Here is a 26652-nt window from a genome sequence, read left to right as displayed (position 1 = left end):
TAAATAGAAAGAAATAATCTAATTCTGAACATTCGGACAATTGTGGAGGCGAAAAAGATAAACCAGGAGATGAGGGTATGAGCAAGAAGACGGAGCAAAGGGATGCAGCGGCGCTGGCGGAGCAATTGACAGCGATCCGCCGGGAGCTGCACCGTTACCCGGAGTTGTCGGGCGAGGAATTCGAGACGACCAGGAGAATCAGGAGCTGGCTGGAGGAAGCTGGCATCGCCATCACCTCGTTACCGCTGCGAACAGGAGTCGTCGCGGAGATCGGGGGCAAGCGCGGCGGACCGATCATCGCGCTGCGGGCGGATATCGACGCGCTTCCCATACAGGAGGAGACGAATCTGCCGTTCGCTTCGTCCGTTCCGGGTAAAATGCATGCATGCGGCCATGATTTTCACGCCGCTGCGATTCTCGGCGCCGCCTTTCTGCTGAAGGAGCGAGAGGACGAACTGCCGGGCACCGTTCGGCTGCTGTTTCAGCCGGCGGAGGAGAAGGGGGCCGGCGCCCGCGAGATCATCGAGAGCGGCGCGTTTGAAGGAGTTTGCGCGGTGCTGGGGCTGCATAACAAGCCGGATCTGCCGGTCGGCACCGTCGGCATCAAAGGTGGGCCGCTCATGGCGGCGGCGGACGGCTTCAAGGTTGAAGTGAAGGGCAAAGGCTCGCATGCCGCCGTTCCCGAGGCTGGTCTTGATCCGATTGTAGCGGCGGCGCATATCATCACGGCGGCTCAGTCGATTGTCAGCCGCAATGTCAGCGCGCTCGGTAGTGCCGTTGTCAGTGTGACCAAGCTGAGCGGCGGGACGGCGTTGAACGTTATCCCGGAATATGCGGTGCTGGAAGGCACGATCCGCACCTTCGATGAAGGAGTTCGCGCCCATGTGCTGGAGCGGTTCGAGCAGGTGGCCGTCGGCGTGGCCGCCGCGCTTGGAACGAGCGCAAGCGTGCAATGCAGTGTGGGGCCGCCACCGGTCGTCAACGATGGAGTCCTGGCGGAGCTGGCTTGGGAAGAAGCTGAACGTCTGGGACTGGCGCCCGTGGTTCCGGTACCGTCCCTGGCGAGTGAGGATTTTGCTGTGTACCAGAAGGAGGCGCCGGGGCTGTTCGTTTTCTTTGGGACCTCGGGACCAGAGGAGTGGCATCATCCGGCCTTTGATCTGGATGAGCGCGCGCTGCCGCTGGCCGCGGACTTTTTCGCTAGCCTTGCGTTCAGAACCCTGTCGCATTTCTAAATGAACTACAAATCAAACAGGATCGGGAGGAATAATAAATGAGCAATATCGACATTCAAGCCTATCTGGATACGCATAGCAAGCTGGTTCAGGCCGTCGACGGATTGAGCGAGGAAGAACTGAAGTGGAAGGAAAATCCGGCCAAATGGAGTATCACCGAGGTGCTTGCCCATCTGAGCGACCACAATATCGTCGTATCCTTCCGGATTCGCGATATTCTGGCAGACACCAAGGCTCAGCTTCCGGCGTTCGAGCAGGATAAATGGGTTGCCGGGCAGCGGGCTAATGAGAGCAGCGCAGCTCATATTTTGGACGCTTTCCAGGCGCTTCTCCGCTATAACAGCCTTTTGTTCGGCAGACTGAGCGATACGGAGCTGGACAAGAGCGGCATTAACATCAAGGGTGAGACGGTGCGGATTCGCGATATCATCGCCGGATTTACCAAGCATGTGCACACGCATCTTGCCCAGATCGGACGAATCAAGCAGGCATACGGCAATCGGCTGGCTTCAACCGACATCGAGTCGCTGTAAAAGGGGACAGGCAAAGCGCATTTGGTTCGCTGAACGAAGGAAGGATGCCTCCTTTTTCCTGATTACTTAAGGTGTGGATGGACGTGTTTAGGTTGTTTGCAGATTGTCCGACGAATATTAGAAAGCTCAGGGTTCTCTTTTCTGGTACATCCCTTTTATAATCAAGAACAGGGAGCAGCTAGAGAGGAGCCGATCATAATGGAAGTACAAACGATATCTGTACAGGGAACAGGAGTCTGGAACGAGGACGCGCTCATTGTTCACAAGGCAGCGCATCTGTACGGGGTGGCGGACGGGGCAACCTCCCTGGTGCCCTTCCGTGGACCCGAAGGCGAGACCGGCGGAAGAATGGCTTCCCAACTGCTGAAGCGTTATTTCGAGGAGATTGACCCTGCGGATGAACGGAGTTTGGAGTACCTGATTCGGGAAGGTAACCGGCTTCTTGGTGAAGTGATGACAGCCAGCGGGATTCAAATGGACGAGAAGGATCAGCTATGGACATCGGGCGCCGCCATCGTGCGGATCAGGGAGCATTATATTGAATATGTCCAAGCCGGGGACTGCATGATCATGGCTGCATATGCGGATGGAAGTATCCGTGCTATAACACGGGACCATGTGGCTCATATCGATCAGGAAGCGAAGAGAATCTGGAGACAGGCCATTCGTCGGGGGATCAAATCCAAAGATGAATTGTGGGAATTGGTGAAGCCGCAGATTGTGCAAAATAAAGCCAAAATGAATACGGATCACGGGTACTCGGTGCTTAATGGCAGGCCGGAAGCGGAGCATTATATCGAGTATGGCAAAATCAACCGTATTCAGCTGACAGGTCTGCTCCTGCATACGGACGGGCTCTATTATCCGGAAGAGGAGAGCGGGGATGTGGTGCGCAATACCGGGGAATTGCTGATAAGGCAGATAGCCGATACCGGGCTTGAACGATATGCCGAATGGCTGATCGAAGCCGAGAACGGCGATCCGGAATGTATCCGGTATCCGCGCTTTAAAAAATCCGATGATAAGTCCGGAATACTCATGTGCAGGATGAATGAATAATCTGAACGAGGATTGTCTTCCACACGGACAAGCAGTCCCGCTCTTGTAGATTACTGAGACCGATTTCTACCCGGACTTTCAAGATGGGGAGAAATCGGCCTCTTTTTTACCAAAACACCTTGACATCCATATACATTCAATTCAATATGGATAGAAATAATAATCCATATTTTTCTAAAGCAATAATCTTATGCAGGGAGCTGTAATAACGAATGAAGCCTATTCTATTAACAGGGATTAGAGCAACCGGACTTCCCCATATCGGGAACTACTACGGCTCGATCAAGCCATTATTAACAATGCAGGATGAATTCCGGATTTATCAATTGATTGCCGATTTGCATGCGATTCCGCATGTAAGGGATGGAGCGCTGCTGAACCATCATGTTCGCTCCATTACCGCTTGCTATTTATCCTGCGGACTGGATGTACAACAATCCGTACTATGGAGACAGTCTCAGATCCAGGAGATGGCCTGGGTGTCGCTAATCCTAATGTCCTTGATTTCGGTGGATGAGCTTGATGCTGAAATGAAGCTGACGGCTAATAAAGATATCGACATGCTCAGCGGCATATATCCGGTATTAATGGCTGCCGATACGCTCATGATGGGGGCTGACCTGGTCTTTGCCGGCAGAGATCATGAGACGGGGCTTGATTTTGTCAGCCAACTGGCTCAAAGATTCAACTCCATGTATGGAGAAGTTCTGACAGTACCAAGGCCGTATTTCCCTGATCTGAACCATATGGTACGAGGACTGGATGGCCGGAAAATGTCAAAATCATTCAATAACACGATTTCCTTATTGGATTCGGAGGACGATCTGTACCAAAAAATTCAGAGCATTAGTGGCGCCGATGAGGCGGAGAGCCTTGACATACTCACGGATTTACGATCCCTTACGGCAGATGATCATCCTCGTGCCGTTACTACGGATCTCAAAGAGGCAAAGCAGCTGTTATTCGACGAATTAAACCGTGAACTGAAGCCGATCCGTCAGAAATATGCAGAATGGATCGGTCAACCGGATGTTCTGGACCGTATTTTGCAGGATGGGGCTGACGCCGCAAGGGAGCAGGCGAACAAGAAATTGGGCCTTCTTATGAACAGTGTGGGGCTGTTCAGCAGAACTCGCAGCAAATAGTCAGACCATCATGGAACTCATGAGAAACTTATGAGAGGCTGCTATCATCGGAGTTGGGCGGAAGCGAGAACATTTATTACGTCTCATGGATACAACGATAAGACAGAACGCCTGCCGCATACCGATGCCGCAGGCGTTTTTGTGTAGGGAAAAAAGAGGGAGAGCTTGACAATTCGCTTAAAATTGTGTATAAATAAATTGTACACAATATAATTTATCGAAATATAAAACCGTCGCTGATCAAGACGCCCTGACCTCGAACTGTACATGTGAATCGGACGAATAGAGAGGAGAGCTTAACATGAGAGTGGAATACGATGTTTTTACCGGAGAGAAATTGCGTCAAAGTCTGAAATCTTCACCGGCGTATATCAAGCTGGTTAACGAAGCGGAGGGCTGCTCTGCGGGAGGCATGTTTACTCTTCATCTGCTGAGCGAACCTTCACCTACCGATGTACGGGTTCAATCCCCTGATTTCGATTTCCTGGTGGATCGGCAAGAGCAGATTCTGTTCGACGATGTGATGAGACTTCAAGCCGACGAGACTTTCCCTAGCTACCGGCTCAGCAGCGATTCGATGCTCTTCAGCAACCATGTTGTGGTTAAGGATAAGAGACTGGCTTAATCCCTTATACAATGATAAGGAGCGGGCAGTGCCGATTCAGGCACTGCCCTCTGTGCGTTCCGGCATGTCGGACGCAAGGTATCATCTCAGACTCGATGGCGTTCGATTCATGACCTGACGGAATACCCGGTTGAAGGTACGCACATTGGTAAAGCCGCATTCCAGAGCGATTTCAAGCATGGTCATATCGGTAGACAAAATCAGCTCTTCGGCCTTGCGAGCCCGCAAATGGTTCAAGTAAGTAAGGAAGCTCATCCCGGCGATGCTCTTGAAATAGCGGGAGAAGTGAAAAACACTCAGGTTCGCCTGCTTCGCCGCGTCCTCAAGGGTAACGGGATGTTGAAAGCCGGATTCCAGCCAGTCGAAGACCTCCTGCATGATCTTCATGCCGACGATCCGGCGTTTGTCTCGCTGCTGATCCGCCGGAATGCAATCGGCATGCCTCAGCACAAGACCGGACAACTCGTACAGAAGGCCGGTGACGAGCATCTCGTATCGGGGCTTCTTCAAATCCGCCTCCTGCCTGATCTCCTCCATCAAATCTCCCAGCATTTCGGTTAACCCCTCACCAGGCTCCCCGTTCCGGTCATCGGACCGGAGAATAAAAGGGGAGGCCAGGCGCACCTCGCGCGGCCATCCGCCTGGGCTCCCGATCAGCTGCGGGGGGAAGATCAGCAGCAGAATTTCGGAATGGTGCTCCCTGCTGTCGTAGAAGTGGATATCTCCGCTGCCGCAGACGGCAATGTCTCCCTTCCGAAGAATACGCGTCTCGGAATTGACGCCCATGCGGATCACGCCTTCCCGAACGCACATCAGCTCGATATCGTTATGCCAATGTGCCAGGAAGCTGATATTCCGGATCGGCTCGACCTGAATCGGAAGTGACGCCCCATACATCCGGTTCTCATGAAATGCCTTCATACTTCCTCCCTCAACTCTCCTCTTGTCTACAATGCCACTGTCGCCTGCAAATCTATCATTTACTCAAAATGTAGCAAAAATTGACCAGGATATCAACGGAAATGGCGAGATTCGGAAAGCGCTTTGACTTACAATTTTCTTGAGTCAGATAACGGGGCATCCTGCCTCAATAGCTAAAGGAGAGAGTAGGTATGGCTAAAAAGGCGCTAATTGTTCAAGGGGGCTGGGATGGACATGAGCCTGTACAGGTATCAGAGGTCTTTGCCGGCATATTGCGTGAAGAAGGCTTTGAGGTCGAGGTGTCGGACACGTTGGACAGCTTCAGGGACGAGGAGAAGCTGCTCGGTCTGAACCTGATTGTTCCCATCTGGACGATGGGGGAAATCAGCGGTGAACAACTGCAGCCGGTACTTAAGGCAGTAGAGTCAGGGGTAGGGCTTGCCGGCTGTCACGGCGGGATGTGCGACGCCTTCCGCAACAGTGTGGAATGGCAATTTATGACCGGATCGCAATGGGTGGCGCATCCATTTAACGACGGAGTGGAATACGAGGTGAACATCGTTTCTTCCGCATCGAGTTCCATCGTGGAAGGCATGTCCGATTTCATTGTAAAGTCGGAGCAGTATTATTTACATGTCGATCCGGCCGTTACCGTGCTGGCGACAACAACCTTTCCACGGAGCGAAGGACCGCATTCCGCCAACGGCATCATCACCATGCCGGTCGTGTACACAAAGCGCTGGGGAGAAGGCCGGGTCTTCTATAACTCGCTCGGACATGTCGTCTCGGTCTTTGATATTCCCGAAGCTGCCGAGCTGATGCGAAGAGGCTTTCTGTGGGCTGCCAAATAACGAGAGCGGGGGAGACAGGTGTGAGAAAAGCGAAGATTGGCATTATCGGCGTCGGAAATATCAGCGGTATTTATCTGGAGAATTTGACGAAGAATTTCCTGAACACGGAAGTGTATGCTTGCGCCGACCGGGATGAGGACAAGGCGCGGGGAGCCGCCGAGACCTATGGCATTCCCCATGTCCTGACGACGGAGGAGCTTCTTGCCGACCCGAATATTGAGATTGTGCTGAATCTGACCACCCCGGCCGGGCATTTCGAGATTTGCCGCGAAGCTCTGCTGTCCGGCAAGCATGTGTATGTGGAGAAGCCGCTGTCTCTGTCCCTGGAGCATGGCACGGAGCTGGTCGCTCTGGCCAGGGAGAAGAACCTGATGATCGGCTGCGCGCCGGATGCCTTTCTCGGTGCCGGGCTGCAGCTGTGCCGGAAGCTGATCGACGACGGATTTATCGGCGATCCGGTAGCGGCGACGGCGTTCATGGTATGCCACGGGCACGAGAGCTGGCATCCGAATCCGGAATTCTATTATCAGAAGGGCGGCGGCCCGATGTTCGATATGGGCCCTTACTATTTAACCGCACTCGTATCTCTCCTGGGTCCGGCTGAAACCGTTTGCGGAATGACCAAGACCTCGTTCCCGCAGCGGACGATTACGAGCGCTCCGAAGTACGGCAGCATCATCGACGTTGAGGTTCCCACGCATGTCGCCGGAACGGTGCAGTTCGCCGGCGGAGCCGTTGCCTCGATCATTACGAGCTTCGACGTCTGGAGCAGCCAGCTGCCCCGGATCGAGATATATGGCTCAAGAGGAACGCTGCTTGTTCCGGACCCGAATACATTCGGCGGCCCAGTGCTGCTGCGGCCGGCGGGGGCTTCCGAATTTATGGAGATTCCGCTCATTCATTCCTATGATGAGAACAGCCGCGGCATCGGCGTCGCCGACATGGCCCGCTGCATTGAAACCGGAGGCACGCCGAGAGCGAATGGAGAACTGGCCAACCATGTGCTGGAAATCATGCACGCTTTTCACGTAAGCTCGGATTCAGGCCAGTATATCTCTCTCACTACAGGCTGCGAGCGTCCGGCGCCGCTTGCGCCGGGACTGCTTCGCGGAGAAGTGAAGTAGGCTATCTAGGAAGTGAAAAAGTGTTGAAGATGCTTTGACCTTTACAATCCGCAACCCAATCGGTATAATGACCTAGAATTGTATATGGGATTTATGAGGAGGAGCCTGCCACCAGCGGGCTCTTTTTGTCTTGTTTAATGGAAATAATAGGAAAGTATTCTGTGATGGACTAATAAACCACTATTAGAAAGGAGTTCGGGTCCGTGCTGCATTTGGCTGTACTGCTGCCTTTTTTAGCCGCCGCTTTGATTCCGCTGACCCGGCGTCTGCCGCGTCTGCACACAGGCTGGGCGGCACTGCCCGTTCCGGCGGCGCTGTTTCTGTACTTTGCGGTCAGGCTTCCCGGTAACCGGGAAGGAGAGCCGTTGTCGGCGATCGTCCACTGGATGCCGTCGCTCGGAATCGACCTGAGCTTCGTGCTCGATGGTCTCAGTCTGGTGTTCGCACTGCTGATCAGCGGTATCGGAATACTCGTCATTATTTACTCCATTCATTATCTGGACAGAGGGCTGGAGAACATCCGGCATTTCTATGTCTATCTGCTGTTGTTCATGGGGGCGATGCTGGGCGTTGTCCTGTCCGACAATTTGATGGTGCTCTACGGATTCTGGGAGCTGACCAGCATTGCCTCATTTCTGCTGATCGCTTTCTGGAACCGTAGAGAGAGATCCCGCTACGGGGCGCTGAAATCCATGCTGATCACCGTCTTCGGCGGACTCGCCATGTTCGGTGGCTTCAATCTGCTGTATGTCATGAGCGGGACTTACAGCATCCGGGAGATTACCTTACAGGTGCAGACGATCAGTCCGGAACCAATGTTCATCCCGGCGATGCTGCTCATTCTGCTGGGAGCCTTCACGAAGTCGGCGCAGTTCCCGTTCCACATCTGGCTGCCGGATGCGATGGAGGCGCCGACCCCGGTCAGCGCGTATTTGCACTCGGCGACGATGGTCAAGGCGGGCCTCTATCTGGTGGCACGGCTTACCCCCGTCTTCGGCGGGCATGCGCAGTGGTTCTGGCTCGTGTCCCTGACGGGCCTCGTGACGCTTCTCTACGGCTCGTTCCAAGCGATCCGGCAGACCGACCTGAAAGCCCTTCTGGCATACTCGACAATCAGCCAGCTTGGACTCATCATGTGTCTGCTCGGCCTGGGCTCCGCCGCCTTCTTCTTCCGGGGTGGAGAAGAGGCGATTGCTTACACCGCCGCTGCTTCGGCTGCCGTCTTCCATCTGATCAACCATGCGGTCTTCAAAGGATCGCTCTTCATGGTGGTCGGCATTGTCGACCATGAGACCGGCACCCGCGATATACGCAAGCTGGGCGGCCTGATGTCCCTGATGCCCGTTACGTTCACTATATCGGTTATCGGCTCGTTCTCGATGGCAGGCTTGCCGCCGTTCGCCGGATTCCTGAGCAAGGAGATGTTCCTTGCTGCTGTCCTGCATATCCGGGAGCTGGACATTCTGAACGTCCAGTTCGGGTTGCTGGAATTTCCTGTAATCGCATGGATCGCCAGCGTTCTGACCTTCGTGTACAGCCTGATCCTCTTGTTCGGGACATTCGGCGGGAAATTGCAGAGAGAGAAGCTGGGCAAAATTCCGCATGAAGCTTCGCCCGGTCTCTATCTGCCTCCCGTCATCCTGGTCTCGCTTGCGCTCGTCTTCGGACTATCGCCCAATCTGCTGTCGCATTCGCTGATTGAGCCTGCCATGCTGTCTATTTACCAGGGGCTTGGCAATAACCTGGTTCCGTCCGGGGAAGCCTTCGATGTCTCCATCCATTTCTGGCATGGCTGGACGCCGGAAGTGTTCCTGACTCTTGGAATCATCGCTGCCGGAATTCTGGTGTTCCGGGTTTACCGCCGTCTGCCGCTGCTGAATAAGGAGTCCGGCGGGCGGAATTATCTGAGCCGACTATACGATATCGCTCTTAAGGGACTGGAGTCCGGCTCGGCGCGTCTGACCGATCTCTATATGACCGGTTCCCGGCGGCATTACCTTCTATATATATTTGGATTTTTCATACTGGCGCTCGGGGGGGCGCTTCTGCTGAAGCCGGGCCTGTCGCTTGGGCTGAAGACGTATGCGCCGGTGTCTTTTTACGAGTATGTCATCATCGCCGTTATGCTGGGGGCCGCAATCGCTGTGCCTTTTGCCAAATCCCGGATTGCCGCCATTCTGCTCTCCGGAGCTGTCGGTTATATGGTCACGCTGCTGTTCGTGCTATTCCGGGCTCCCGATCTTGCCTTGACGCAGATGATGGTCGAGACGGTGTCCGTCATCCTGTTCCTGCTGTGTTTCCGGCATTTGCCGAAGCTGAAGCCCGAGAGGGTCAAGCCGAGAGCGAAGCGGATCAACTGGATCATTTCGGGTGGGGTCGGACTGATTGTGACGTTCATCGCGCTCGCTGCCATGGGAAGCAGCCCGTTCGAGCCGATTTCAGAGTTTTTTCTGAAGGAAAGCTATTCCCAGGCCGGAGGCAAAAATGTCGTCAACGTCATCCTCGTCGACTTCCGCGGCTTCGATACCCTGTTCGAGATCATGGTGCTGGGCATCGCATCGCTTGCCGTCTACGGTCTGATTCGCCTGCGGCTTGAGCCCGGAGACGCCAAATCTACAATCCAACGGCCTGCGTTCTCACCGCAAGCGGGCTTTCCGGCAAGCAGCAATGATGTCATTCTGCGCACGATGAGCAGCGTCATTGTCTATCTGATTCTGGCATTTGCCTTGTATCTGTTCTTCGCGGGACATAACCATCCCGGGGGAGGCTTTATTGCGGGACTGATGACTTCGGCCGCACTGATCCTGCTGGGATTTGTCAGCGGTCTGGATACACTCCGCAAGGCGCTGCCCGTGAATTACCGCGTTCTGACGGCGGCCGGACTTGTGATTGCTATTCTAACCTCCGCCGGCTCGTTTGCCTTTGGAGCGCCGTTCCTGAGCCATGCCTTCGGCCATTTCGAACTGCCGGTGCTGGGTGATACCGAACTGGCAACCGCCGTTCTGTTCGACCTTGGCGTGTATTTGGCGGTCGTCGGGGTGACGATGAATATGATCACAACGATAGGGAGGGATCGATAATGGAACTGGTCATGGCCGTGGCTGTCGGCATTCTGTTCATGCTCGGCGTCTATCTCATCCTGTCCAAAAGCCTGCTGCGCGTCATCCTGGGCACCTCCCTGTTAACGCATGGCGTGCATCTGCTCCTGCTGACGATGGCAGGACTGAAGCGGGGCGCTCCCCCGCTTCTCGGCGGAGAAGCGGATGCCTACACCGATCCGGTGCCGCAGGCGCTGATCCTGACCTCAATCGTCATCAGCTTTGGTGTCACTGCTTTTTTCCTGGTTCTGGCCTACCGGGCCCATCAGACAGTCCCGGAGGATGACGGAGGCGGAGCAATAGAAGGAGACGGAAATGGAGAGAGAGAAGGAGGGGAGAGCCCATGAGCAACCTGCTTATCATGCCGGTCCTGATTCCGCTCTGCGCCGCCGTTCTGCTGATCTTCCTGAAGGAGAAGCTGAGGATGCAGAGACTGGTTGCCGCGCTGGCTTCTATCCTGAGCATTGCCGCTGCACTAATTCTGATCGGCCGGATTCACCGGCATGGCATTCAAACGCTGCACATGGGAGGCTGGGCCCCGCCTTATGGCATCGTGTTCGCCGGCGATATGCTGGCCGGGCTGCTCGTACTGACGACGGCGATTACGGGAGCCGCCGTCCTGCTGTATTCGTTCTATACCATCGGTCCCGAGCGGGAGCGGAACTATTATTATGTGTTCTTTCATTTTCTGCTGGTCGGAGTGAACGGTTCCTTTCTGACCGGCGATATCTTCAATCTGTTCGTCTTCTTCGAGGTGCTGCTGATTTCGTCCTATGCCTTGATTTCCCTTGGCGGAACCAGAGCACAGCTTCGGGAGACGGTGAAATACCTCTTGATCAACATTGTGTCTTCGACGCTGTTCGTAGCTGCGGTCGCCTATCTGTACGCCGCAGTCGGCACTCTCAATATGGCGCAGCTCTCGCAGCGCATTGCCGAGGCAGGGCAGGGAGGCGTGCTGAATGTGATTGCCCTGCTGTTTCTGATCGTATTTTCGCTGAAGGCGGGGCTGTTCCTGTTCTTCTGGCTACCGGAATCGTACAGCGCACCGCCGCTGGCCGTAAGGGCATTGTTCGGGGCGCTGCTGACCAAGGTGGGGCTGTATGCCATTCTCCGGACATTCACGCTGATCTTCGCTTACGATCCCGGATTCACGACTCCGTGGATTGCCGGGATGGGCGCGGCAGCCATGATTCTCGGGGGCATTGGGGCGGCGGCTTACACCGATATTCCCCGCATCCTGAACTACAATGTCATTATCAGCGTGGGCTTTGTCGCTCTGGGGCTTGCGGCGGCGACTTCCGATTCGCTTGACGGGGCGTTGTTCTATCTGATGCATGATATGCTGTCCAAGGGGCTGATGTACATGCTGGGCGGGATTATTATTATGCTGGGCGGGAGCGAGAAGCTGGAGGATATGGGGGGGATGCTCCGCCGTTATCCCCTGATCGGCTGGATGTTCTTTGTACTCGCACTTGCGATTGCGGGCATTCCTCCGCTCAGCGGCTTCGCAGGCAAGGTTCTGATTATTAGAGGAGCGCTGGACCGAGGGATGCTGATACTATCACTAATCGGTCTGGCTTCAAGCTTTCTTGTTCTGTATTCGCTGATCAAAATCTTTATGCTGGCCTTCTGGAGAAACGAGCCTGCAAGAGAATATCCGAAGGTTCGGGCGAAGGGAGCAACTGCCGCTGCGGCGGGCCTGCTAGTAATTGTTGTCGCGATGGGCCTCGGTTCGGAGCGTGTGTATGAATATGTAGCGGAAGCCGGAACGGTAATGGCCCATCCCCAGGCTTATATAGAAGCCGTACTGAAGGAGTAGATGAACATGGCCTATCAGATCGGTCTAAATCTAATGATTGCTGTATTGTGGATGCTCCTGAATGATAACTGGACGGGAGCGGGCTTGGCTGTCGGGTATGTGATTGGGGCGGCCCTGATCTTTCTTTTTCGAAAATTCGGGCATCAGCCCTTCTATCTCAGACGGGTGTGGGCGGTCGTGAAGCTGCTTGGTATTTTTACGAGAGAGCTGGTCAAATCGGGTATTGCGGTGATCCGGAACATTCTGCGTCCGAAGCTGGACATATCGCCGGGAATCTTCGCTTATGAGACCAGGCTTCATACGGATTGGGAAATTACGATTTTGTCCTGCCTGATCTGCCTGACGCCGGGTACGCTGACGCTCGAAGTGTCGGGAGACAAGCGAATGCTGTACATCCACGCCATGGACATTCAGGATGCCGGTTCGCTGTGCGAGGAAATCCGAAGCACGTTCGAACAAGCGATTGCGGAGGTGACGGCGGTATGAAGGATATTTTGCTGAACATATCGATGGGGGTGCTTGCACTCTCCATCCTGGCTTGTCTGTACCGGCTGCTGAAGGGACCGACGCCTTCCGACCGGATCGCCGCGCTGGATACGATCGGTATCCTGCTGCTGACCATGATTGCTATTCTGGGCATCCTGCTTGGCATGAAGGATTTTATCGGGATCGCGCTTGTCATCGGCATTTTGACATTTATCGGAACGGCAGCTTTGGCGAGATATATCGAAAGGGGTGTTGTGATTGAATCTGGAGACGATGAAGAACTTGGCTGAGCTGCTGGCAGCGGTTATGGTGCTTATCGGAGCCGTTATCTGCGGAATCAGCGCATTCGGACTGGTGCGTCTGCCGGATGTCTATCTGCGGTCCCATGCGGCGACCATGAGTGCGACGCTTGGTGTGGCAGGCGTGCTGACGGGCGTCTTTATCCTTGACTGGATCTCATCCGGAACAGCAAGCTTCAAGCTGCTGCTTGTCATTGTGTTTGTCTTTATTACCTCTCCCGTTGCCGGGCATCTCAATGGCCGAGCAGCCTACCGGTCCGGGGTTCCGCTGTGGAAGAACAGTATGCACGATGAATTGAAGCCTGTGCTTGCTCAGACGGAACAAGAGAAAACGGCCAGCGGGGTGAAGGACTCAAGGTAAACGGATTTGAAACAGAAACTGTAATCGAAATCTCCTGGGATTGACGCAGGGGCGGTTGGGGATTGTAAAAAATCCCGAAGGGGAAGCAAGACGATTCTCCTTCGGGACTATGTGGCAGGTTAGTGGTTAGTTCGGCTACATCGTTACAGAATTTCTCCCTCGTCCGGGTTGACCAGCTTTCGAAGCAGGTCATCCTGATCATCCCATCCAGTCAGGGCGAGATCCTCGTCGAAGATCCGGTAAGCAGGGATGTCTTTCCTGGACCGCTCTTCATTGTTGAGTCCGTTCAGGACTGCTTGATTCATGTCATTCTGGCAATATGCTTGTGCTTGCAGCATCTCCATCACTCCTTCGCTCATCGTTTGGGATTGTGAGGAAGCCATATCAATGCCATCAGTACGTCAGAGTGGGGGAACAAAAAAAGACCCTTAACAAGGGTCTCTGGTTTATTAACCGCATGAAAATAGACCCATCCACTGCTGACGGGGTTAGCTGACGGACTCGGGTAAGATGGTACCCTACACTCCAAAAGGAGTGATTCGCCCCAATTGATTGGTTCCCCCGCTTCTCAGATTGAAGTATCTGAAAATTAAGCGTAGTTCAAGTATAATCCAATCTCTTTCTAAAAGTCAAAGCTTATCTTGCATAAATTCGGGCTTTGCTCCATCCAGCGCTCTTTTGCGGCCCGTTAATTAAATTTTAAACTAATTGTAAGGGGTTTCAAACAGGCATGAGCCCAGGAAATAAAAAAAATTTAAAATGTGCAGAAGCCCGGGATGGGGAGAGAGCGTTGACCTTGGATGATCGTTTTTGGGCGGATTTTTACAAAATGCAGGGCTGGCAAGGTTTTGCGGACAATTTGTATATTCAGACTGCAGTTATTGATGACGCTTTCCCAAGAGAGAAAAGGGAATATCAGGGGAGTCTATTGGAATCGCTATCATCAAGCTCTGCGCCAGCCGCCGCTCTTGACTCTTTCAAAATGAGTTTGTTAAGGTTTTTTACAGAACATGGCGTTCAGCAAACCAAATACGAGGAGATGACCGAATTGATCAAAGCACTCATATTTGACTTCGACGGAACGATTATCGATACCGAGACAGCATGGTATACGGCTTTTAACGAAGCTTACCGCGAGCATGGCGTAGAGCTGACGCTTGAGCAGTACTCGACCTGTATCGGAACGAGCCTGAACAGCTTCAATCCCTATGAATATTTGATGACAGAACTCAACCTTCCGATCGACAAGGAGGCATTCCGGGTTTCCGTTCGGGCTAGACATCGCGAGCTGATGGAGCTTCAGAGCATGCGGCCTGGTATACAGCGTTATCTGGACGCATGCAGGAAGACCGGACTCAAGATTGGTCTTGCGTCGAGTTCCTCTGCCGAATGGGTGGAGACTTATTTAAATCAGCTTGGCATCCGCGGGTATTTCGACTGCATCCGGACTTCGGATCATGTCAAGCAGGTGAAGCCCGACCCGGAGCTCTATCTCCAGGCTCTGTCCTGCCTCGGCGTATCGCCTGATGAGGCGGTCGCGATTGAAGATTCCCCTAACGGAGCGCGTGCGGCTGCGGCTGCGGGAATGAAATGTGTCGTTACTCCGAACGAGATCACGAGCTTCCTTACGTTTGACACCCCGCATCACAAAATTGAAAGTCTGGACCTGCTCGATTTTGAACATGTGATCACCCGCCGGTGCTTCCAGGAACCGGGACTGCAGGTATAATCAGACCGCGTTGGGCCACAACCTCCGCGGAACCAGCCTATAATCAAAGGGGGACACCATATTGAGAGCCGTACATTTTGGAGCCGGCAATATCGGCAGAGGCCTGATCGGGCCGATCCTGTCGGACTCCGGGTATGAAGTATGCTTTGTCGCCAGGAATGAGAGACAGGTTGCCCAGCTCAGGGAGCGGGGACAATACCCCGTTACGCTCGCCAATGATAACCGGGACAGCTTCACGGTGGATAATGTGACCGCCATCCGGCTCGCCGATACGGAAAAGGTGGCGGAAGCCATCGCCGGTGCGGAGCTTGTCACAACGGCGGTGGGCATCACTGCTCTTAAGGACATCGCGGAGACTATCGCCCGCGGCATCGAGCTGCGGCTGAGCAGGCAGGGGATGAAGGTCAAGCCTCTGCATGTAATGGCCTGCGAGAATGGCATCGGCAGCGGCCAGCAGCTCAAAAGATCGGTCTACCGCCATATGAACAAGCCGCTCAGAGAACTGGCGGAGCGCTGTGTCGCTTTTCCGAATGTTATGGTGGACCGGATCGTTCCTGTCCAGAAGAACAAAGACCCGCTGGAAGTTCTGGTTGAGCCTTACAGCGAGTGGGTCATTCCCCGCAGCGGCCTGATCGGCGGCAGCCTTGAGCTGAAAGGAGCCCGCTACGTCGAATCCCTTGACCCCTATCTTGAACGAAAGCTGTTTACCATGAATACGGGACACTGCTGCGCCGCCTATTTTGGCTATTTGGAGGGCTGGCCGACGGTGCAGAAAGCCATGTCGGACCCCGGAGTCCGGCAGCGTGTTCATGGAGTCCTGAGGGAGACGGGAGCGGTGCTCATTCGAAAGCACGGGTTCGATCCCGCCGTCCATGAGCGCTATATCAACAAGACGATGTCCAGATTCGCCAACCCCAATTTTTCCGATAAAATCACACGTGTTGCCCGTTCCCCGCTTCGTAAGCTATCGCCCAATGACCGTCTGGTAAAGCCCGCTCTGCTGGCTTATGAGTACGGGCTGGATACTCCCAATCTGATCGTGGCTATCGCATCGGCCCTGGTCTTCGACCATCCCGGCGACCCGGAGGCTTTGTCCCTTCAGGAATCGCTGCGCACGACGGGCATTCATGCCGTCATCGAAGACAAACTCGGTATATCACCCAATCATCCGCTTCACGGCATGATCGCCGCCGCCTTCGAAAGCCTTGCTATGAACGATTCCCATCTGGCGGGAAACGCTTGCACATCGTTGTCGCCAAATGTTCTTGACTCGACATCAACTGAATAGACATCAATTGAAAACAGCGAGATAAAGGGAAAACCTGGAAAAGTAAATCACGTTCAAAGTCTGTTCAGTATATGGCAGTTAAGGTAACGTCGCATGTTTGTTTGTTGGATTCAATTCCTGAAAATTTGAAAATATTTTGTGAAAAATACGCTCTGTATTGATGCGGCTATAGCTTATGTCACATTCATCGCCGACTCCCCTTTTTATAATAGGACTAACTTTGGACGAAAAAGAGGAGTGGAAATCATGAGCAAATATGTAAAAGTGAAGAAAGATTCTTGTATCGCGTGTGGAAGCTGCGGTTCGGCGGCTCCGGAAATATTCGATTTTGACGATGATGGTCTGGCGGAAGTAATCTTTGAAGGCGACGGCAACAAAGGCGTAACCCTCATTGCCAGCGATCTGCTGGAGGAGCTTAACGAAGCTATCGATAGCTGCCCGACCAGCTGCATCAAGACGGCTGCCGCTCCTTTTGCCTGATTTTTATTTGTTGCTGCACGGCATTATCATAAATTAACCAGCAATACCCGATCCTTCAGGGTCGTTCGGTTCCAGAGAGAAACGGCGGCTTTGAAGGATTTTTTTTACAGTAAAACTGAAAGCCTTTTATTCGCTCGGCCACCTTTGATTGTGTTAAGTATAAGTCAGATTTCATGACATCATTTTCGACGGATTATCCAAAATGCTGCTGTGATGTCTTTTTCCTCATTGACCCTCCCATGAAAACAGCATTATTCTGATGAAAATCAGCAATTTATTATCTAATGAGTTATAATTAGTTATGTTTAATGTTAACTAATGTGACTTATCGGGAGGAGGAACCGTCATGTCGGATTCGGCTGTATTGAAACATCCCTGTTACAGCGAGCAGGCGCACCATCATTTTGCGCGCATGCATGCAGCAGTGGCGCCCAAATGCAATATCCGCTGCAACTACTGCAACCCGAAGTTTGACTGTGTCAATGAAAGCCGGCCGGGTGTTGTCAGCCAGGTGCTATCTCCGGAGGAGGCTGCGGAGCAAGTTGCCCGGACGATGTCCAGATTGCCCCAGTTGTCCGTTATCGGGATTGCGGGCCCTGGTGATCCACTGGCCAACGCCGATGCGGTATTCCGCACCTTCCGCCTGGTGTCGGAGCTTGACCCCAATCTTCATCTCTGCCTCAGCACGAACGGATTGATGCTGCCCGATTATGTCGGGCAAATCGCCGAGCTGGGCATTCGTCACGTCACCGTCACCATGAATGCGGTAGATCCCGCAATTGGAGCGCGTGTCTATGAGAAAGTCTTCTATGACGGAGTACTGTACAGCGGGGAGGAAGCTGCCCGTCTGCTTATCAATCGGCAGTTGCAGGGCATTGAGATGCTTGCCAAGGCCGGTGTCCTCTGCAAGGTGAACTCCGTGCATATCCCCGAGGTGAATGGGGAGCATCTGGCCGAGGTTACCCGGACGGTGAAAGAGCTCGGCGCCTTCAGCCATAACATTATGCCGCTGATCCTCTCGCCCGGCAGTTTTTATGCCCGGCAGGACTACCGGGTGCCAACCGGCGAAGAATCGGCCGCAGTGCAGCGTATATCGTCGGAGATTATGCCGGTTATGCGCCACTGCCGCCAGTGCCGGGCGGACGCGGTCGGCATGCTGGGCGACGACCTGAGCCAGGAACCGGACCGGATGCAGGACGCCGTTCTGTTCGACAAGGCCGGCAGAGCTGCGCATCAGGAGATGCTGGTCGCCCGGATGAACAAGAGTGTGGAGCCGGCCGAAGGCAGCTGGGATGGAGCCGTTAGGGTAGCCGTCGCAACCAGGGGGTCTGGTGAGATTAATCAGCATTTCGGACATGCCCGCGAGTTCCTCGTCTATGAGGCCCGGGAGTCTGGCGATTATCGTCTCGTAGGCGTGCGCAAGGTGCAGGCCTACTGCAACGGGTTGGCGAATTGCGGCGAAGAAGACGAGAACAGCGGAGTACGAATATTTGCGGAGACAGTGAATATGCTCAAGGACTGCGTCATGCTGCTCTGTTCCGGAATCGGAAAGGCTCCGGCCAGCAAGCTGAAGCATTTCGGTATCATGCCGATCGTCTGCAAGGGGGATATCGACAGTCAATTACGGAAGAATGTCCGGTTCTATCATTATTTTGCGGAAGGATGTCATTAAGAGAACGCGTAGACGGATTGAAGACAATTGAATGGCCTGGTGAAAGGGGGATGCTTAATGCCTAGAGGGAAGAACACGTTGTTCGTAGAGCCGGATTGCGAACATAACGGTCAGGCGAAGAAGGGCTGCGTCCGTCCGGGACCGGGTGAAGTCTCGCGGGGCTGTCCCGTTGCCGGTTCACTTGCCGCGCTGCTTCCAATCAAGGACGCAGCTCATCTAGTGCATGGAACTTCCAGCTGTCTGGAGAGCGGATGGCTGGAGCCCGCCGGCCGCGGCCATCACGGCGGTTTATCGGGATACGGCTTCTCCACGCATTTGAATGACAGGGATATGGCGCTTGGCGGGGAAGGGAAACTGCTGAAGGCAATCGGCTATATCGCCGAGAATTACAAGCCTCCCGCCATCTTTGTATATGCAACCTGTATTACAGTGCTCTCGATGGAAGATCTCGATGCCGTCTGCCGCGAAGCGGAAGCCGCCTTGAGCATCCCCGTCATCCCGGTTCACAGTCCGGGCTTCAGCGGAAGCAGCGGCAATATGGGCCGGAGGCTGGCGGGCGAAGCGCTGATGGACAGAGTCATCGGACAGGGGGATGAAGAGCCGGGTCATCCGGCTACTTATGATATCAATCTGATCGGCGAATACGAAGGCGGAGAGGAAGGGGCGGATATGGAGGCGCTGCTTGCCAAAGCCGGTATTCGGGTGCTGTCGCAGATTACCGGCGAGAATGTCTATGCAAGGGTAAGCCGCGCTCATCTGGCAAAGGTCAATATGGTCGTATGCAGCCGGGCTATGATTACGCTCGCCAGACGGATGAAAGACCAATACGACATTCCTTATTTCGAGGGCTCCTTCTACGGCGAGCGTGAAATCCGCTTCACGTTCCGCCAGCTTGCCTTCCATTTCGGCGATGCGGAGCTGGAGAAGAAGCTCTACCGGTACATTCGCAAGGAGGAGGAGCGGCTTCGTTCCGAGCTGGCCGATATCCGCAGGGCGCTGAAGGGTAAATCGGTGGTGCTGTACACCGACGGGACAGAGAGCTGGAGATACCTGACGCTTCTGCAGGAATTGGGGTTGAAAATTGCGGCTGTCGGCACCAACCGCAACACCCAGGAGGATATGTCCCGAATCCGGGAGAGACTTGAAGGCGGCACTGTCATCCTGAATGAGTGCGGGGATGGGAAGATTCTTCAGACCTTCAGAGAGCGCCGCGGAGATCTGATGCTGGTGAGCGGAAGAAATGAGTATGTGCCGCTCAAGGAGAGAATTCCGTTCCTGAGCCTTGCGCGGGGCCGGCACCATTCGTACGCCGGTTATGCCGGCGTGCGCCGGCTTGCCTGCGATATCCTGGACACTCTGGAGCAGCCGGTATGGAAGCTCAGCAGCAAGAGTGCGCCTTGGGAGAGATGAAGCGATGACCCTATCCAGAGAATCTGATGTTAAGCCATTGTCTGTTAATCCTTTCCGTGTCAGTCAAGCCATCGGAGGCGTACTGGCACTGCAGGGATTTTTTCGTTCCTTGCCGATTGTGTACGGCGCCCACGGCTGTATGGATGCTGTCGGCCAGCTCATTTCACAGCATTTCCGCGAGCCGGTTGCGCTCCAGAATGTGGCAATCCATGATTCCAATCTGATCTTCGGCGGAACCCAAAGCTCCCAGGAGGCGCTTGAGCTTGCGCTGAAGCAGTTCAAACCCGATCTGATCGCGCTTATCGGCACTTCGCTTACCGAGATGGTGGGTGAGGACCTGGAGAGCGATGTCAGACAATTTTTAAGCGGCGGCGGCAGTGACGCGGAGGCGCTAGTGCTGTCGCTCCAGCTTCCGGATTATGAAGGATCGCTGGAGACTGGCTATGCCCGCATGACAGAGGCTGTAGTGGAGGCCGTTATCCGAAAAAGCGGCGGCGCCGCCCGCAAGAAACGCAGGAACCGCGTGAACCTGCTGCCTGGCCCGCATCTTACACCCGGCGATGTAATGGAACTGAAAGAGATCATTTCCTCGTTCGGACTAGAAGTTCTGTGTCTGCCCGATCTATCGTCATCCCTCTGCGGTCATCTGCTCGTCGGAAGCACCGGCTTGTCAAGGGGAGGCATGCCGCTTGATTATCTGGACAAAATGCTCACTTCAAGCTGCACGATTGTGGTGGGCGGCTGTATGGAGCGGGCGGGGCGCAAGATCGAGGCGGCCGCGAATATCCCCTGTCATGTGTTTCAGGGTCTGACCGGGCTTTCGGCCTGTGACGAATTCTTTGACTTTCTGCGCCGGCTCAGCCGGACCGAGGTTCAGGTCAAGCACCGGTGGCAGCGGCAAATCCTGCTCGACAGCATGCTGGATGCCCAGAGCGTGTTTCGGGGCAAGGAGATCATCGCGGCGCTGGAGCCGGATCATCTGCTGAGTCTGTCGGAATGGTTCGGGGAAGTCGGCATCAGGTCGTTCAAGGCTGTCTCCCCTTGCACATCTCCCGTACTTGCGGATGTCCGCGGAGAATGCTGCATCGGCGATCTGGAGGATATGGAAGGTCTGGCGTCATCCGGCGCGGATTTATGGATCGGCAGCTCTTACGGCGAGCAGGCAGCGGTGCGCAAGGGGATAGCTTTTCTGCCTATGGGATTCCCTGTACTTGGCAGGCTGGGAACTCCGCTTGTGGTGAGCATTGGATACGGTGGAACGACGGATCTGCTGGCCAGGGCCGGAAATGCGCTGCTTCAGGCAGAGAGGAGGAGTGGCGAATGAGGGTTGCCTTCGCTTCGGTTGATGGCAGGCATATCGACGGACATTTCGGGCTCTGCACGGCTTTTTCGATTTTTGAATTGAAAGGGGGCCGTTACCGGTGGCTGGAATCGCGTTCAGTCGCCGAGCGGACGGATGAAGCGGAGCATGACTGCCGGATGGAGAGCAGGGTCCGGATTATCGCCGACTGTACACTGCTGTTCGTCTGCAGCATCGGTGGAGATGCGGAGAAACGGCTTCGTCAGGAAGGAATCATGACGCTCAAGACGGAGAATGACGCCGAAATTATCCCTCAGCTTGACCGGCTGCTCGATCTGCTGAAAAGCGATGTTCCATTATGGCTGCTTCAGGCCATTCGAAGGGCGGACAAAAGCAAATGAGCAAGCAGCCTGTTGTTTGGGCATGAATGAGCCCCGGATATCATCCGGCTCCCTCTGCGGGGAGTCCGTGGATGCTGTCCGGGGTTTTTGCTGCAAATTCAACAATGAATCTATTGTACGCTTATCCTGGCCTTCTATTTCTCGGCAAGCGCGTAGCATCAAGGGGCGCGATGCCATTAGGTGTTTATCTCTGTAAGGTGAAATGAAAGGTGCGGCTTATTATGCGTTTATTCATGAAAGCGTTATGAAAGTGTCGAAAATCAAAATGGCACAAGTTTATGTTAACTAACTTTACATCTATTTTGAATATCCTGTTTTGAGAGTGGCGATTTCGCTTGTTTTTATTGTCGAATATGGCCTCCAGGGGCTAACATAAGCGTAAGACATCAACCAAATAACAAGACGAGTTACAAAACCTGACAGATGAACGGAGGGCTGGGAGAGCTTTCGGTGACAGACGGAGACTAGGGAGAGAAACCGCAGTACCTGAATTCGAATTTAAAATTTGAGAGGAGTTATTTCAAATGACTAGAAAAATCGCGATTTACGGAAAAGGCGGTATCGGCAAATCCACGACTCAGCAAAATACGGCGGCGGCTATGGCTTATTATCACAACAAAAAAGTATTCATCCACGGTTGTGATCCGAAAGCTGACTCCACTCGCATGATTCTCGGCGGGATGAACCAGAAGACGCTGATGGATATGCTTCGCGACGACGGCGCCGAGAACATTACGACCGAGAAGGTTGTCAAGTCGGGCTACCTGGATATCCAATGCGTTGAATCCGGCGGACCGGAACCAGGCGTAGGCTGCGCTGGACGCGGCGTTATCACCGCGATCGACCTGATGGAAGCTAACGGGGCTTACACGGACGACCTCGACTTTGTCTTCTTCGATGTTCTGGGTGACGTTGTATGCGGCGGGTTCGCAATGCCGATCCGCGACGGCAAGGCTCAGGAAGTATACATCGTAGCTTCGGGCGAAATGATGGCTATCTACGCAGCCAACAACATCTGTAAAGGTCTTGTGAAATACGCCAAGCAAAGCGGTGTTCGCCTCGGCGGCATTATCTGTAACAGCCGTAACGTGGATAAGGAAAGAGAATTCCTGGAAGAATTCACGGCCGCCATCGGCACTCAGATGATCCACTTTATGCCTCGTAACAACATCGTACAGAAGGCTGAATTCAACAAGAAGACAGTCGTAGAGTTCGATGCAGAGCATGAACAAGCTCATGAATACGGCGAGCTGGCCCGCAAAATCATCGAGAACGAAATGTTCGTCATTCCTAAGCCGCTTTCGATGGATGAGCTGGAAGCAATGGTTTCCAAATACGGTATCGTCGACTAAGGCTAAACCAATAACAAGGAGGAGAGATTATGCCGCATCATCTTTTTGACTGCAGCACCTGCATTCCCGAAAGAGAGAAGCACGCCGTGCTCAAGGGTCCGGGCGAAGGCCTGACCGATGCCCTTCCGCTGGGGTATCTCAACACGATTCCCGGCACGATCTCGGAACGCGGCTGCGCCTATTGCGGAGCCAAGCACGTGATCGGCACGCCGATGAAGGACGTCATTCACATGAGCCACGGGCCGGTCGGGTGCACGTATGACACTTGGCAGACGAAGCGCTATATCAGTGACAATGACAATTTCCAGCTGAAGAACACCTTTGCAACGGATGTAAAGGAGAAACATATCGTATTCGGTGCGGAAGGATTGCTTAAGAAGAACATTATTGAAGCGTTCAAGGCATTCCCGGATATCAAGCGTATGACCATCTACCAGACCTGCGCCACAGCGCTGATCGGGGACGATATTGGCGCAGTTGCGCAGGAAGTCATGGATGAAATGCCTGAAGTGGACATCTTCGTCTGTAACTCCCCCGGCTTCGCGGGACCGAGCCAATCGGGCGGTCACCACAAGATCAATATTGCATGGGTTAATAACAAGGTTGGTACGGTGGAACCGGAAATTACCAGCGATTATGTGATCAACTATGTCGGCGAGTACAATATCCAGGGCGACCAGGAAGTTATGCAGGACTATTTTAAACGTATGGGCATTCAGGTCCTGTCCACCTTTACAGGCAATGGCTCTTACGATGATCTCCGGTCGATGCACAGAGCCCACCTCAACGTTCTGGAATGTGCGCGTTCGGCTGAATATATCTGTAATGAACTGCGCGTCAAATATGGCATTCCGCGTCTTGACATCGACGGATTCGGATTCGAGCCTCTGTCCGCTTCCCTGCGAAAGATCGGTATCTTCTTCGGTATTGAAGACCGTGCGCAGGCCATTATCGACGAGGAGACGGCAAGATGGAAGCCGGAGCTCGACTGGTACAAGGAACGGCTGAAAGGCAAGAAAGTATGCCTGTGGCCGGGCGGCTCCAAGCTGTGGCACTGGGCGAACGTCATCCATGAGGAAATGGGTGTGGAAGTTGTCTCGGTGTACACGAAATTCGGCCATCAGGGCGACATGGAGAAAGGTATTGCCCGCTGCGAAGAGGGTGCGCTCGCGATCGATGATCCGAACGAATTGGAAGGTCTGGAAGCTATGGAAAAGCTGAAACCTGATGTCATCTTCACTGGCAAGCGTCCGGGCGAAGTTGCCAAGAAGGTTCGCGTTCCTTACCTCAATGCACATGCGTATCATAACGGTCCTTACAAGGGATATGAAGGCTGGGTGCGGTTTGCCCGCGATATCTACAATGCCATTTATTCTCCGATCCATCAACTGTCGGGCCTTGATATCAGCAAGGATGAAATTCCGACCGGCAACGGCTTCGCCACTCAAAAAATGGTCTCCGACGCAGGTCTCAGCGATGAAATCCGCAACTCCGAGACGTTGAGAGAGTATACAGGCGGATTCGATTCGGTATCCAAGCTGCGGAACAAGACATATCCGTACCTGGAGCAGCAGAAGTCTGCTGCCGGCGTGTAAGGGGAGGGAGAAGAACGTGGAAGAGCAAGTGCTGAATGAGCGCATCGCGCTGATGGAGGATTATATTCTGAAGAAATGTCTCTGGCAGTTCCATTCCCGCGCCTGGGACAGAGAACGGCAGAACGAGAATATTCTGGGAATGACCTCCAAGATTCTGTGCGGCGAGACCGTCGTCAGGGAAACGGCTGAGGACCGGTGTTATTATGCCGATGCAGTCTGTCTGGCTGAGGCGTATCAACAACGCTTCGAATGGCTGAATGACATGAATGTGGCCGAAATCAAGGAGCTTATAGCTGCACTGAAGGAACGCATCGACTATGTGTGCATTACCGGTTCCCTGAACGAGGAACTGACAGTCAAACAATATTAATCGAGAGGGGCAACGCGGATGTCTTGCGATTTAAAACCAAAAGAGCGCGCCGGCGTCATCAATCCGATCTTCACCTGCCAGCCCGCGGGCGCGCAATTTGCCAGTATCGGCATCAAAGACTGTATTGGGATCGTGCACGGAGGACAAGGCTGCGTCATGTTCGTCCGGCTGTGGTTCTCCCAGCATTTCAAGGACAATTTCCTGATGGCTTCGTCCTCAGTGCATGAAGACGGCGCCGTATTCGGCGCATTGGACCGGGTGGAGACAGCGGTTGACGTTCTGCTGATGCGTTACCCGGATGTGAAGGTAGTACCGATCATTACCACCTGCTCGACCGAGGTTATCGGCGATGACGTGGACGGCGTCATTACGAAGCTGAACAACGGTCTCTTGAAGGAAAAGTATGCCGGACGCGAGGTGCATCTCGTCGCCATCCATACGCCGAGCTTCGTCGGCAGCCATGTAACTGGATATGACGTAGGTGTTGAAGCGTTCGTGCAGTATTTTGCCAAGAAGGGCGAGCCGAACGGCAAGCTGAATCTGATCACCGGCTGGGTCAATCCAGGCGACGTGACGGTTCTGAAAGGTCTGCTGTCCGCGATGGACATCGACGCAACCGTGCTGTTCGAAATCGAGGAATTCGATTCTCCGCTGATGCCTGACAAGAGCGGCGAGTCGCATGGTACGACAACGATCGCGGATCTGCAGGGAACGGCCAATGCCATCGGCACGATCGCGCTAAACCGCTATGAAGGCGGCCGGGCGGCCAAGTATCTGGAGAACGAATTCGATCTGCCGACGATCATTGGCCCGACACCGATCGGCATCCGTAATACGGATACGTTCCTGCAGAACCTGAAGGCAATGACCGGAAAGCCGATTCCGCAGTCGCTTGTCAAGGAACGCGGTATCGCGATTGACGCGATCACCGACGTGACGCATATGTTCCTCGCGGATAAGAAAGTGGCGATCTACGGACATCCGGATCTTGTAATCGGACTGGCCGAATATTGTCTGGATCTTGAAATGAAGCCCGTTCTGCTGCTGCTCGGCGATGACCATTCGGGCTACAAGACTGATCCACGGATCAAGGCTCTTCAGGAAAATGTCGAGTTCCCCATGGAAATTATCATGAACGCGGACTTGATGGACCTGGAAAGCCGTCTGAAGGATGGTCTGGAGCTGGATCTCATTCTCGGCCATTCCAAGGGCCGGTTCATCTCGATTGATTACAACGTCCCGATGGTTCGGGTCGGATTCCCGACCTATGACCGTGCCGGACTGTATCGTCACCCGGTAGTCGGCTACAAAGGCGCAATCTGGCTCGCCGAGGAAATGGCCAACACATTCTTCACCGATATGGAATACAAGAAGAACAAGGAATGGCTGCTGAACGTGTGGTAAACCGATAAGCAGGCAGGTGCATCCGAAAATCGGCAAGCCGCCGGGCCGCTGGCCTTGATGGTAAGCCGAACAGAAGAATGAAGATTCAGAAAGGC

The 26652-nt window shown here is 54.0% G+C and carries 26 protein-coding genes and 1 riboswitch; of the genes, 24 read left to right on the top strand and 2 right to left on the bottom strand.

From position 1 onward, the window contains the following. The first annotated feature begins 77 nt into the window (after positions 1-77). The 5 genes from KIH86_RS09305 (at position 78) to KIH86_RS09285 (ending at position 4597) form a co-directional block, all read left to right on the top strand. The gene (locus KIH86_RS09305; protein ID WP_223084153.1) at positions 78-1235 is read left to right on the top strand and encodes an amidohydrolase; all 1158 of its coding nucleotides are present in this window, start codon (positions 78-80) and stop codon (positions 1233-1235) included. Between the two features lie 38 nt (positions 1236-1273). Next, positions 1274-1768, top strand: a complete 495-nt coding sequence (locus tag KIH86_RS09300; protein WP_223084152.1) for a DinB family protein — start codon at positions 1274-1276, stop codon at positions 1766-1768. 198 nt (positions 1769-1966) lie between these two features. Beyond that, positions 1967-2827, top strand: a complete 861-nt coding sequence (locus tag KIH86_RS09295) for a protein phosphatase 2C domain-containing protein (RefSeq protein WP_223084151.1) — start codon at positions 1967-1969, stop codon at positions 2825-2827. Between the two features lie 212 nt (positions 2828-3039). Beyond that, positions 3040-3972 (top strand): tryptophan--tRNA ligase, encoded by a 933-nt coding sequence (locus KIH86_RS09290; protein ID WP_223084150.1) that lies wholly within the window; start codon positions 3040-3042, stop codon positions 3970-3972. A 301-nt stretch (positions 3973-4273) separates the two neighbouring features. Further along, positions 4274-4597 (top strand): iron-sulfur cluster biosynthesis family protein, encoded by a 324-nt coding sequence (locus tag KIH86_RS09285; RefSeq protein WP_223084149.1) that lies wholly within the window; start codon positions 4274-4276, stop codon positions 4595-4597. 81 nt (positions 4598-4678) lie between these two features. Here the strand turns inward: KIH86_RS09285 and KIH86_RS09280 are convergent, their stop codons facing one another. Next, the gene (locus KIH86_RS09280) at positions 4679-5518 is read right to left on the bottom strand and encodes an AraC family transcriptional regulator (RefSeq protein ID WP_223084148.1); all 840 of its coding nucleotides are present in this window, start codon (positions 5516-5518) and stop codon (positions 4679-4681) included. A 191-nt stretch (positions 5519-5709) separates the two neighbouring features. Between KIH86_RS09280 and KIH86_RS09275 the strand changes: the two genes are divergently transcribed. The 8 genes from KIH86_RS09275 (at position 5710) to mnhG (ending at position 13556) form a co-directional block, all read left to right on the top strand. Beyond that, the gene (locus KIH86_RS09275) at positions 5710-6369 is read left to right on the top strand and encodes a ThuA domain-containing protein (RefSeq protein ID WP_223084147.1); all 660 of its coding nucleotides are present in this window, start codon (positions 5710-5712) and stop codon (positions 6367-6369) included. Between the two features lie 20 nt (positions 6370-6389). Continuing rightward, the gene (locus KIH86_RS09270; protein WP_223084146.1) at positions 6390-7493 is read left to right on the top strand and encodes a Gfo/Idh/MocA family protein; all 1104 of its coding nucleotides are present in this window, start codon (positions 6390-6392) and stop codon (positions 7491-7493) included. A gap of 203 nt (positions 7494-7696) precedes the next feature. Further along, entirely contained in the window at positions 7697-10573 is a 2877-nt protein-coding gene (locus KIH86_RS09265) for a Na+/H+ antiporter subunit A (protein WP_223084145.1), read from the top strand. Further along, complete coding sequence (locus KIH86_RS09260) at positions 10573-10938, top strand: Na(+)/H(+) antiporter subunit C (RefSeq protein ID WP_223084144.1); 366 nt, start codon at positions 10573-10575, stop codon at positions 10936-10938. The genes KIH86_RS09265 and KIH86_RS09260 overlap by 1 nt, the downstream gene beginning before the upstream one ends. Next, positions 10935-12410, top strand: a complete 1476-nt coding sequence (locus KIH86_RS09255) for a Na+/H+ antiporter subunit D (RefSeq protein WP_223084143.1) — start codon at positions 10935-10937, stop codon at positions 12408-12410. Before KIH86_RS09260 ends, KIH86_RS09255 begins: the two co-directional genes overlap by 4 nt. Positions 12411-12416: 6 nt before the next feature. After that, positions 12417-12896 carry a Na+/H+ antiporter subunit E gene (locus KIH86_RS09250; protein ID WP_223084142.1) on the top strand — a complete coding sequence of 160 codons (480 nt, stop codon included), beginning with the start codon at positions 12417-12419 and terminating at the stop codon, positions 12894-12896. Beyond that, positions 12893-13186 (top strand): Na(+)/H(+) antiporter subunit F1, encoded by a 294-nt coding sequence (locus KIH86_RS09245; RefSeq protein WP_223084141.1) that lies wholly within the window; start codon positions 12893-12895, stop codon positions 13184-13186. The genes KIH86_RS09250 and KIH86_RS09245 overlap by 4 nt, the downstream gene beginning before the upstream one ends. After that, positions 13170-13556, top strand: coding sequence for a monovalent cation/H(+) antiporter subunit G (mnhG, locus tag KIH86_RS09240; protein WP_223084193.1), 387 nt, complete (start codon positions 13170-13172; stop codon positions 13554-13556). The genes KIH86_RS09245 and mnhG overlap by 17 nt, the downstream gene beginning before the upstream one ends. Before the next feature lie 143 nt (positions 13557-13699). Here the strand turns inward: mnhG and KIH86_RS09235 are convergent, their stop codons facing one another. After that, positions 13700-13861, bottom strand: a complete 162-nt coding sequence (locus tag KIH86_RS09235; RefSeq protein ID WP_223110408.1) for a hypothetical protein — start codon at positions 13859-13861, stop codon at positions 13700-13702. A gap of 156 nt (positions 13862-14017) precedes the next feature. Next, positions 14018-14162: riboswitch (cyclic di-AMP (ydaO/yuaA leader) on the bottom strand. A gap of 442 nt (positions 14163-14604) precedes the next feature. Between KIH86_RS09235 and KIH86_RS09230 the strand changes: the two genes are divergently transcribed. The 11 genes from KIH86_RS09230 (at position 14605) to anfK (ending at position 26557) form a co-directional block, all read left to right on the top strand. Continuing rightward, positions 14605-15285: an HAD family hydrolase gene (locus tag KIH86_RS09230; RefSeq protein ID WP_223084139.1), complete on the top strand. Its 681-nt coding sequence runs from the start codon at positions 14605-14607 to the stop codon at positions 15283-15285. A 61-nt stretch (positions 15286-15346) separates the two neighbouring features. Then, positions 15347-16573 carry a mannitol-1-phosphate 5-dehydrogenase gene (locus tag KIH86_RS09225; RefSeq protein ID WP_223084138.1) on the top strand — a complete coding sequence of 409 codons (1227 nt, stop codon included), beginning with the start codon at positions 15347-15349 and terminating at the stop codon, positions 16571-16573. Positions 16574-16819: 246 nt separating this feature from the next. Further along, entirely contained in the window at positions 16820-17053 is a 234-nt protein-coding gene (locus tag KIH86_RS09220; RefSeq protein ID WP_223084137.1) for a ferredoxin, read from the top strand. Between the two features lie 346 nt (positions 17054-17399). Then, a complete protein-coding gene (gene nifB / locus KIH86_RS09215; RefSeq protein WP_223084136.1) occupies positions 17400-18725 on the top strand; it encodes a nitrogenase cofactor biosynthesis protein NifB in 1326 nt (441 codons plus the stop codon). 57 nt (positions 18726-18782) lie between these two features. Continuing rightward, on the top strand, positions 18783-20135 hold the full coding sequence (locus tag KIH86_RS09210) for a nitrogenase component 1 (RefSeq protein WP_223084135.1): 1353 nt from the start codon (positions 18783-18785) through the stop codon (positions 20133-20135). Positions 20136-20139: 4 nt separating this feature from the next. Then, complete coding sequence (nifN, locus tag KIH86_RS09205) at positions 20140-21459, top strand: nitrogenase iron-molybdenum cofactor biosynthesis protein NifN (RefSeq protein ID WP_223084134.1); 1320 nt, start codon at positions 20140-20142, stop codon at positions 21457-21459. Then, a complete protein-coding gene (locus KIH86_RS09200) occupies positions 21456-21836 on the top strand; it encodes a NifB/NifX family molybdenum-iron cluster-binding protein (RefSeq protein ID WP_223084133.1) in 381 nt (126 codons plus the stop codon). The genes nifN and KIH86_RS09200 overlap by 4 nt, the downstream gene beginning before the upstream one ends. A 524-nt stretch (positions 21837-22360) precedes the next feature. Beyond that, entirely contained in the window at positions 22361-23188 is an 828-nt protein-coding gene (gene nifH, locus KIH86_RS09195) for a nitrogenase iron protein (protein WP_223084132.1), read from the top strand. Between the two features lie 29 nt (positions 23189-23217). After that, positions 23218-24783 carry a nitrogenase iron-iron protein, alpha chain gene (gene anfD, locus KIH86_RS09190; protein ID WP_223084131.1) on the top strand — a complete coding sequence of 522 codons (1566 nt, stop codon included), beginning with the start codon at positions 23218-23220 and terminating at the stop codon, positions 24781-24783. 16 nt (positions 24784-24799) lie between these two features. Beyond that, positions 24800-25153, top strand: a complete 354-nt coding sequence (gene anfG, locus KIH86_RS09185; protein WP_235775330.1) for a Fe-only nitrogenase subunit delta — start codon at positions 24800-24802, stop codon at positions 25151-25153. 18 nt (positions 25154-25171) lie between these two features. Beyond that, positions 25172-26557 (top strand): Fe-only nitrogenase subunit beta, encoded by a 1386-nt coding sequence (gene anfK / locus KIH86_RS09180; protein WP_223084130.1) that lies wholly within the window; start codon positions 25172-25174, stop codon positions 26555-26557. Positions 26558-26652 lie beyond the last annotated feature (95 nt).

Origin of the sequence: Paenibacillus sinensis, assembly GCF_019904155.1 — a bacterium.
Lineage (GTDB): Bacteria > Bacillota > Bacilli > Paenibacillales > Paenibacillaceae > Paenibacillus_AQ > Paenibacillus_AQ sinensis.
Note: the sequence above shows the minus strand (reverse complement) of the source record. Positions and strands in the feature narration are given on the sequence as shown.

Coding starts and splice junctions, on each gene's coding strand:
- KIH86_RS09305 (WP_223084153.1), top strand. CDS start 78: ATGAGCAAGAAGACGGAGCAAAGGGATGCAGCGGCGCTGGCGGAGCAA.
- KIH86_RS09300 (WP_223084152.1), top strand. CDS start 1,274: ATGAGCAATATCGACATTCAAGCCTATCTGGATACGCATAGCAAGCTG.
- KIH86_RS09295 (WP_223084151.1), top strand. CDS start 1,967: ATGGAAGTACAAACGATATCTGTACAGGGAACAGGAGTCTGGAACGAG.
- KIH86_RS09290 (WP_223084150.1), top strand. CDS start 3,040: ATGAAGCCTATTCTATTAACAGGGATTAGAGCAACCGGACTTCCCCAT.
- KIH86_RS09285 (WP_223084149.1), top strand. CDS start 4,274: ATGAGAGTGGAATACGATGTTTTTACCGGAGAGAAATTGCGTCAAAGT.
- KIH86_RS09280 (WP_223084148.1), bottom strand. CDS start 5,518: ATGAAGGCATTTCATGAGAACCGGATGTATGGGGCGTCACTTCCGATT.
- KIH86_RS09275 (WP_223084147.1), top strand. CDS start 5,710: ATGGCTAAAAAGGCGCTAATTGTTCAAGGGGGCTGGGATGGACATGAG.
- KIH86_RS09260 (WP_223084144.1), top strand. CDS start 10,573: ATGGAACTGGTCATGGCCGTGGCTGTCGGCATTCTGTTCATGCTCGGC.
- KIH86_RS09255 (WP_223084143.1), top strand. CDS start 10,935: ATGAGCAACCTGCTTATCATGCCGGTCCTGATTCCGCTCTGCGCCGCC.
- KIH86_RS09250 (WP_223084142.1), top strand. CDS start 12,417: ATGGCCTATCAGATCGGTCTAAATCTAATGATTGCTGTATTGTGGATG.
- KIH86_RS09245 (WP_223084141.1), top strand. CDS start 12,893: ATGAAGGATATTTTGCTGAACATATCGATGGGGGTGCTTGCACTCTCC.
- mnhG (WP_223084193.1), top strand. CDS start 13,170: ATGAAGAACTTGGCTGAGCTGCTGGCAGCGGTTATGGTGCTTATCGGA.
- KIH86_RS09235 (WP_223110408.1), bottom strand. CDS start 13,861: ATGAATCAAGCAGTCCTGAACGGACTCAACAATGAAGAGCGGTCCAGG.
- KIH86_RS09220 (WP_223084137.1), top strand. CDS start 16,820: ATGAGCAAATATGTAAAAGTGAAGAAAGATTCTTGTATCGCGTGTGGA.
- nifB (WP_223084136.1), top strand. CDS start 17,400: ATGTCGGATTCGGCTGTATTGAAACATCCCTGTTACAGCGAGCAGGCG.
- KIH86_RS09210 (WP_223084135.1), top strand. CDS start 18,783: ATGCCTAGAGGGAAGAACACGTTGTTCGTAGAGCCGGATTGCGAACAT.
- nifN (WP_223084134.1), top strand. CDS start 20,140: ATGACCCTATCCAGAGAATCTGATGTTAAGCCATTGTCTGTTAATCCT.
- KIH86_RS09200 (WP_223084133.1), top strand. CDS start 21,456: ATGAGGGTTGCCTTCGCTTCGGTTGATGGCAGGCATATCGACGGACAT.
- nifH (WP_223084132.1), top strand. CDS start 22,361: ATGACTAGAAAAATCGCGATTTACGGAAAAGGCGGTATCGGCAAATCC.
- anfD (WP_223084131.1), top strand. CDS start 23,218: ATGCCGCATCATCTTTTTGACTGCAGCACCTGCATTCCCGAAAGAGAG.
- anfK (WP_223084130.1), top strand. CDS start 25,172: ATGTCTTGCGATTTAAAACCAAAAGAGCGCGCCGGCGTCATCAATCCG.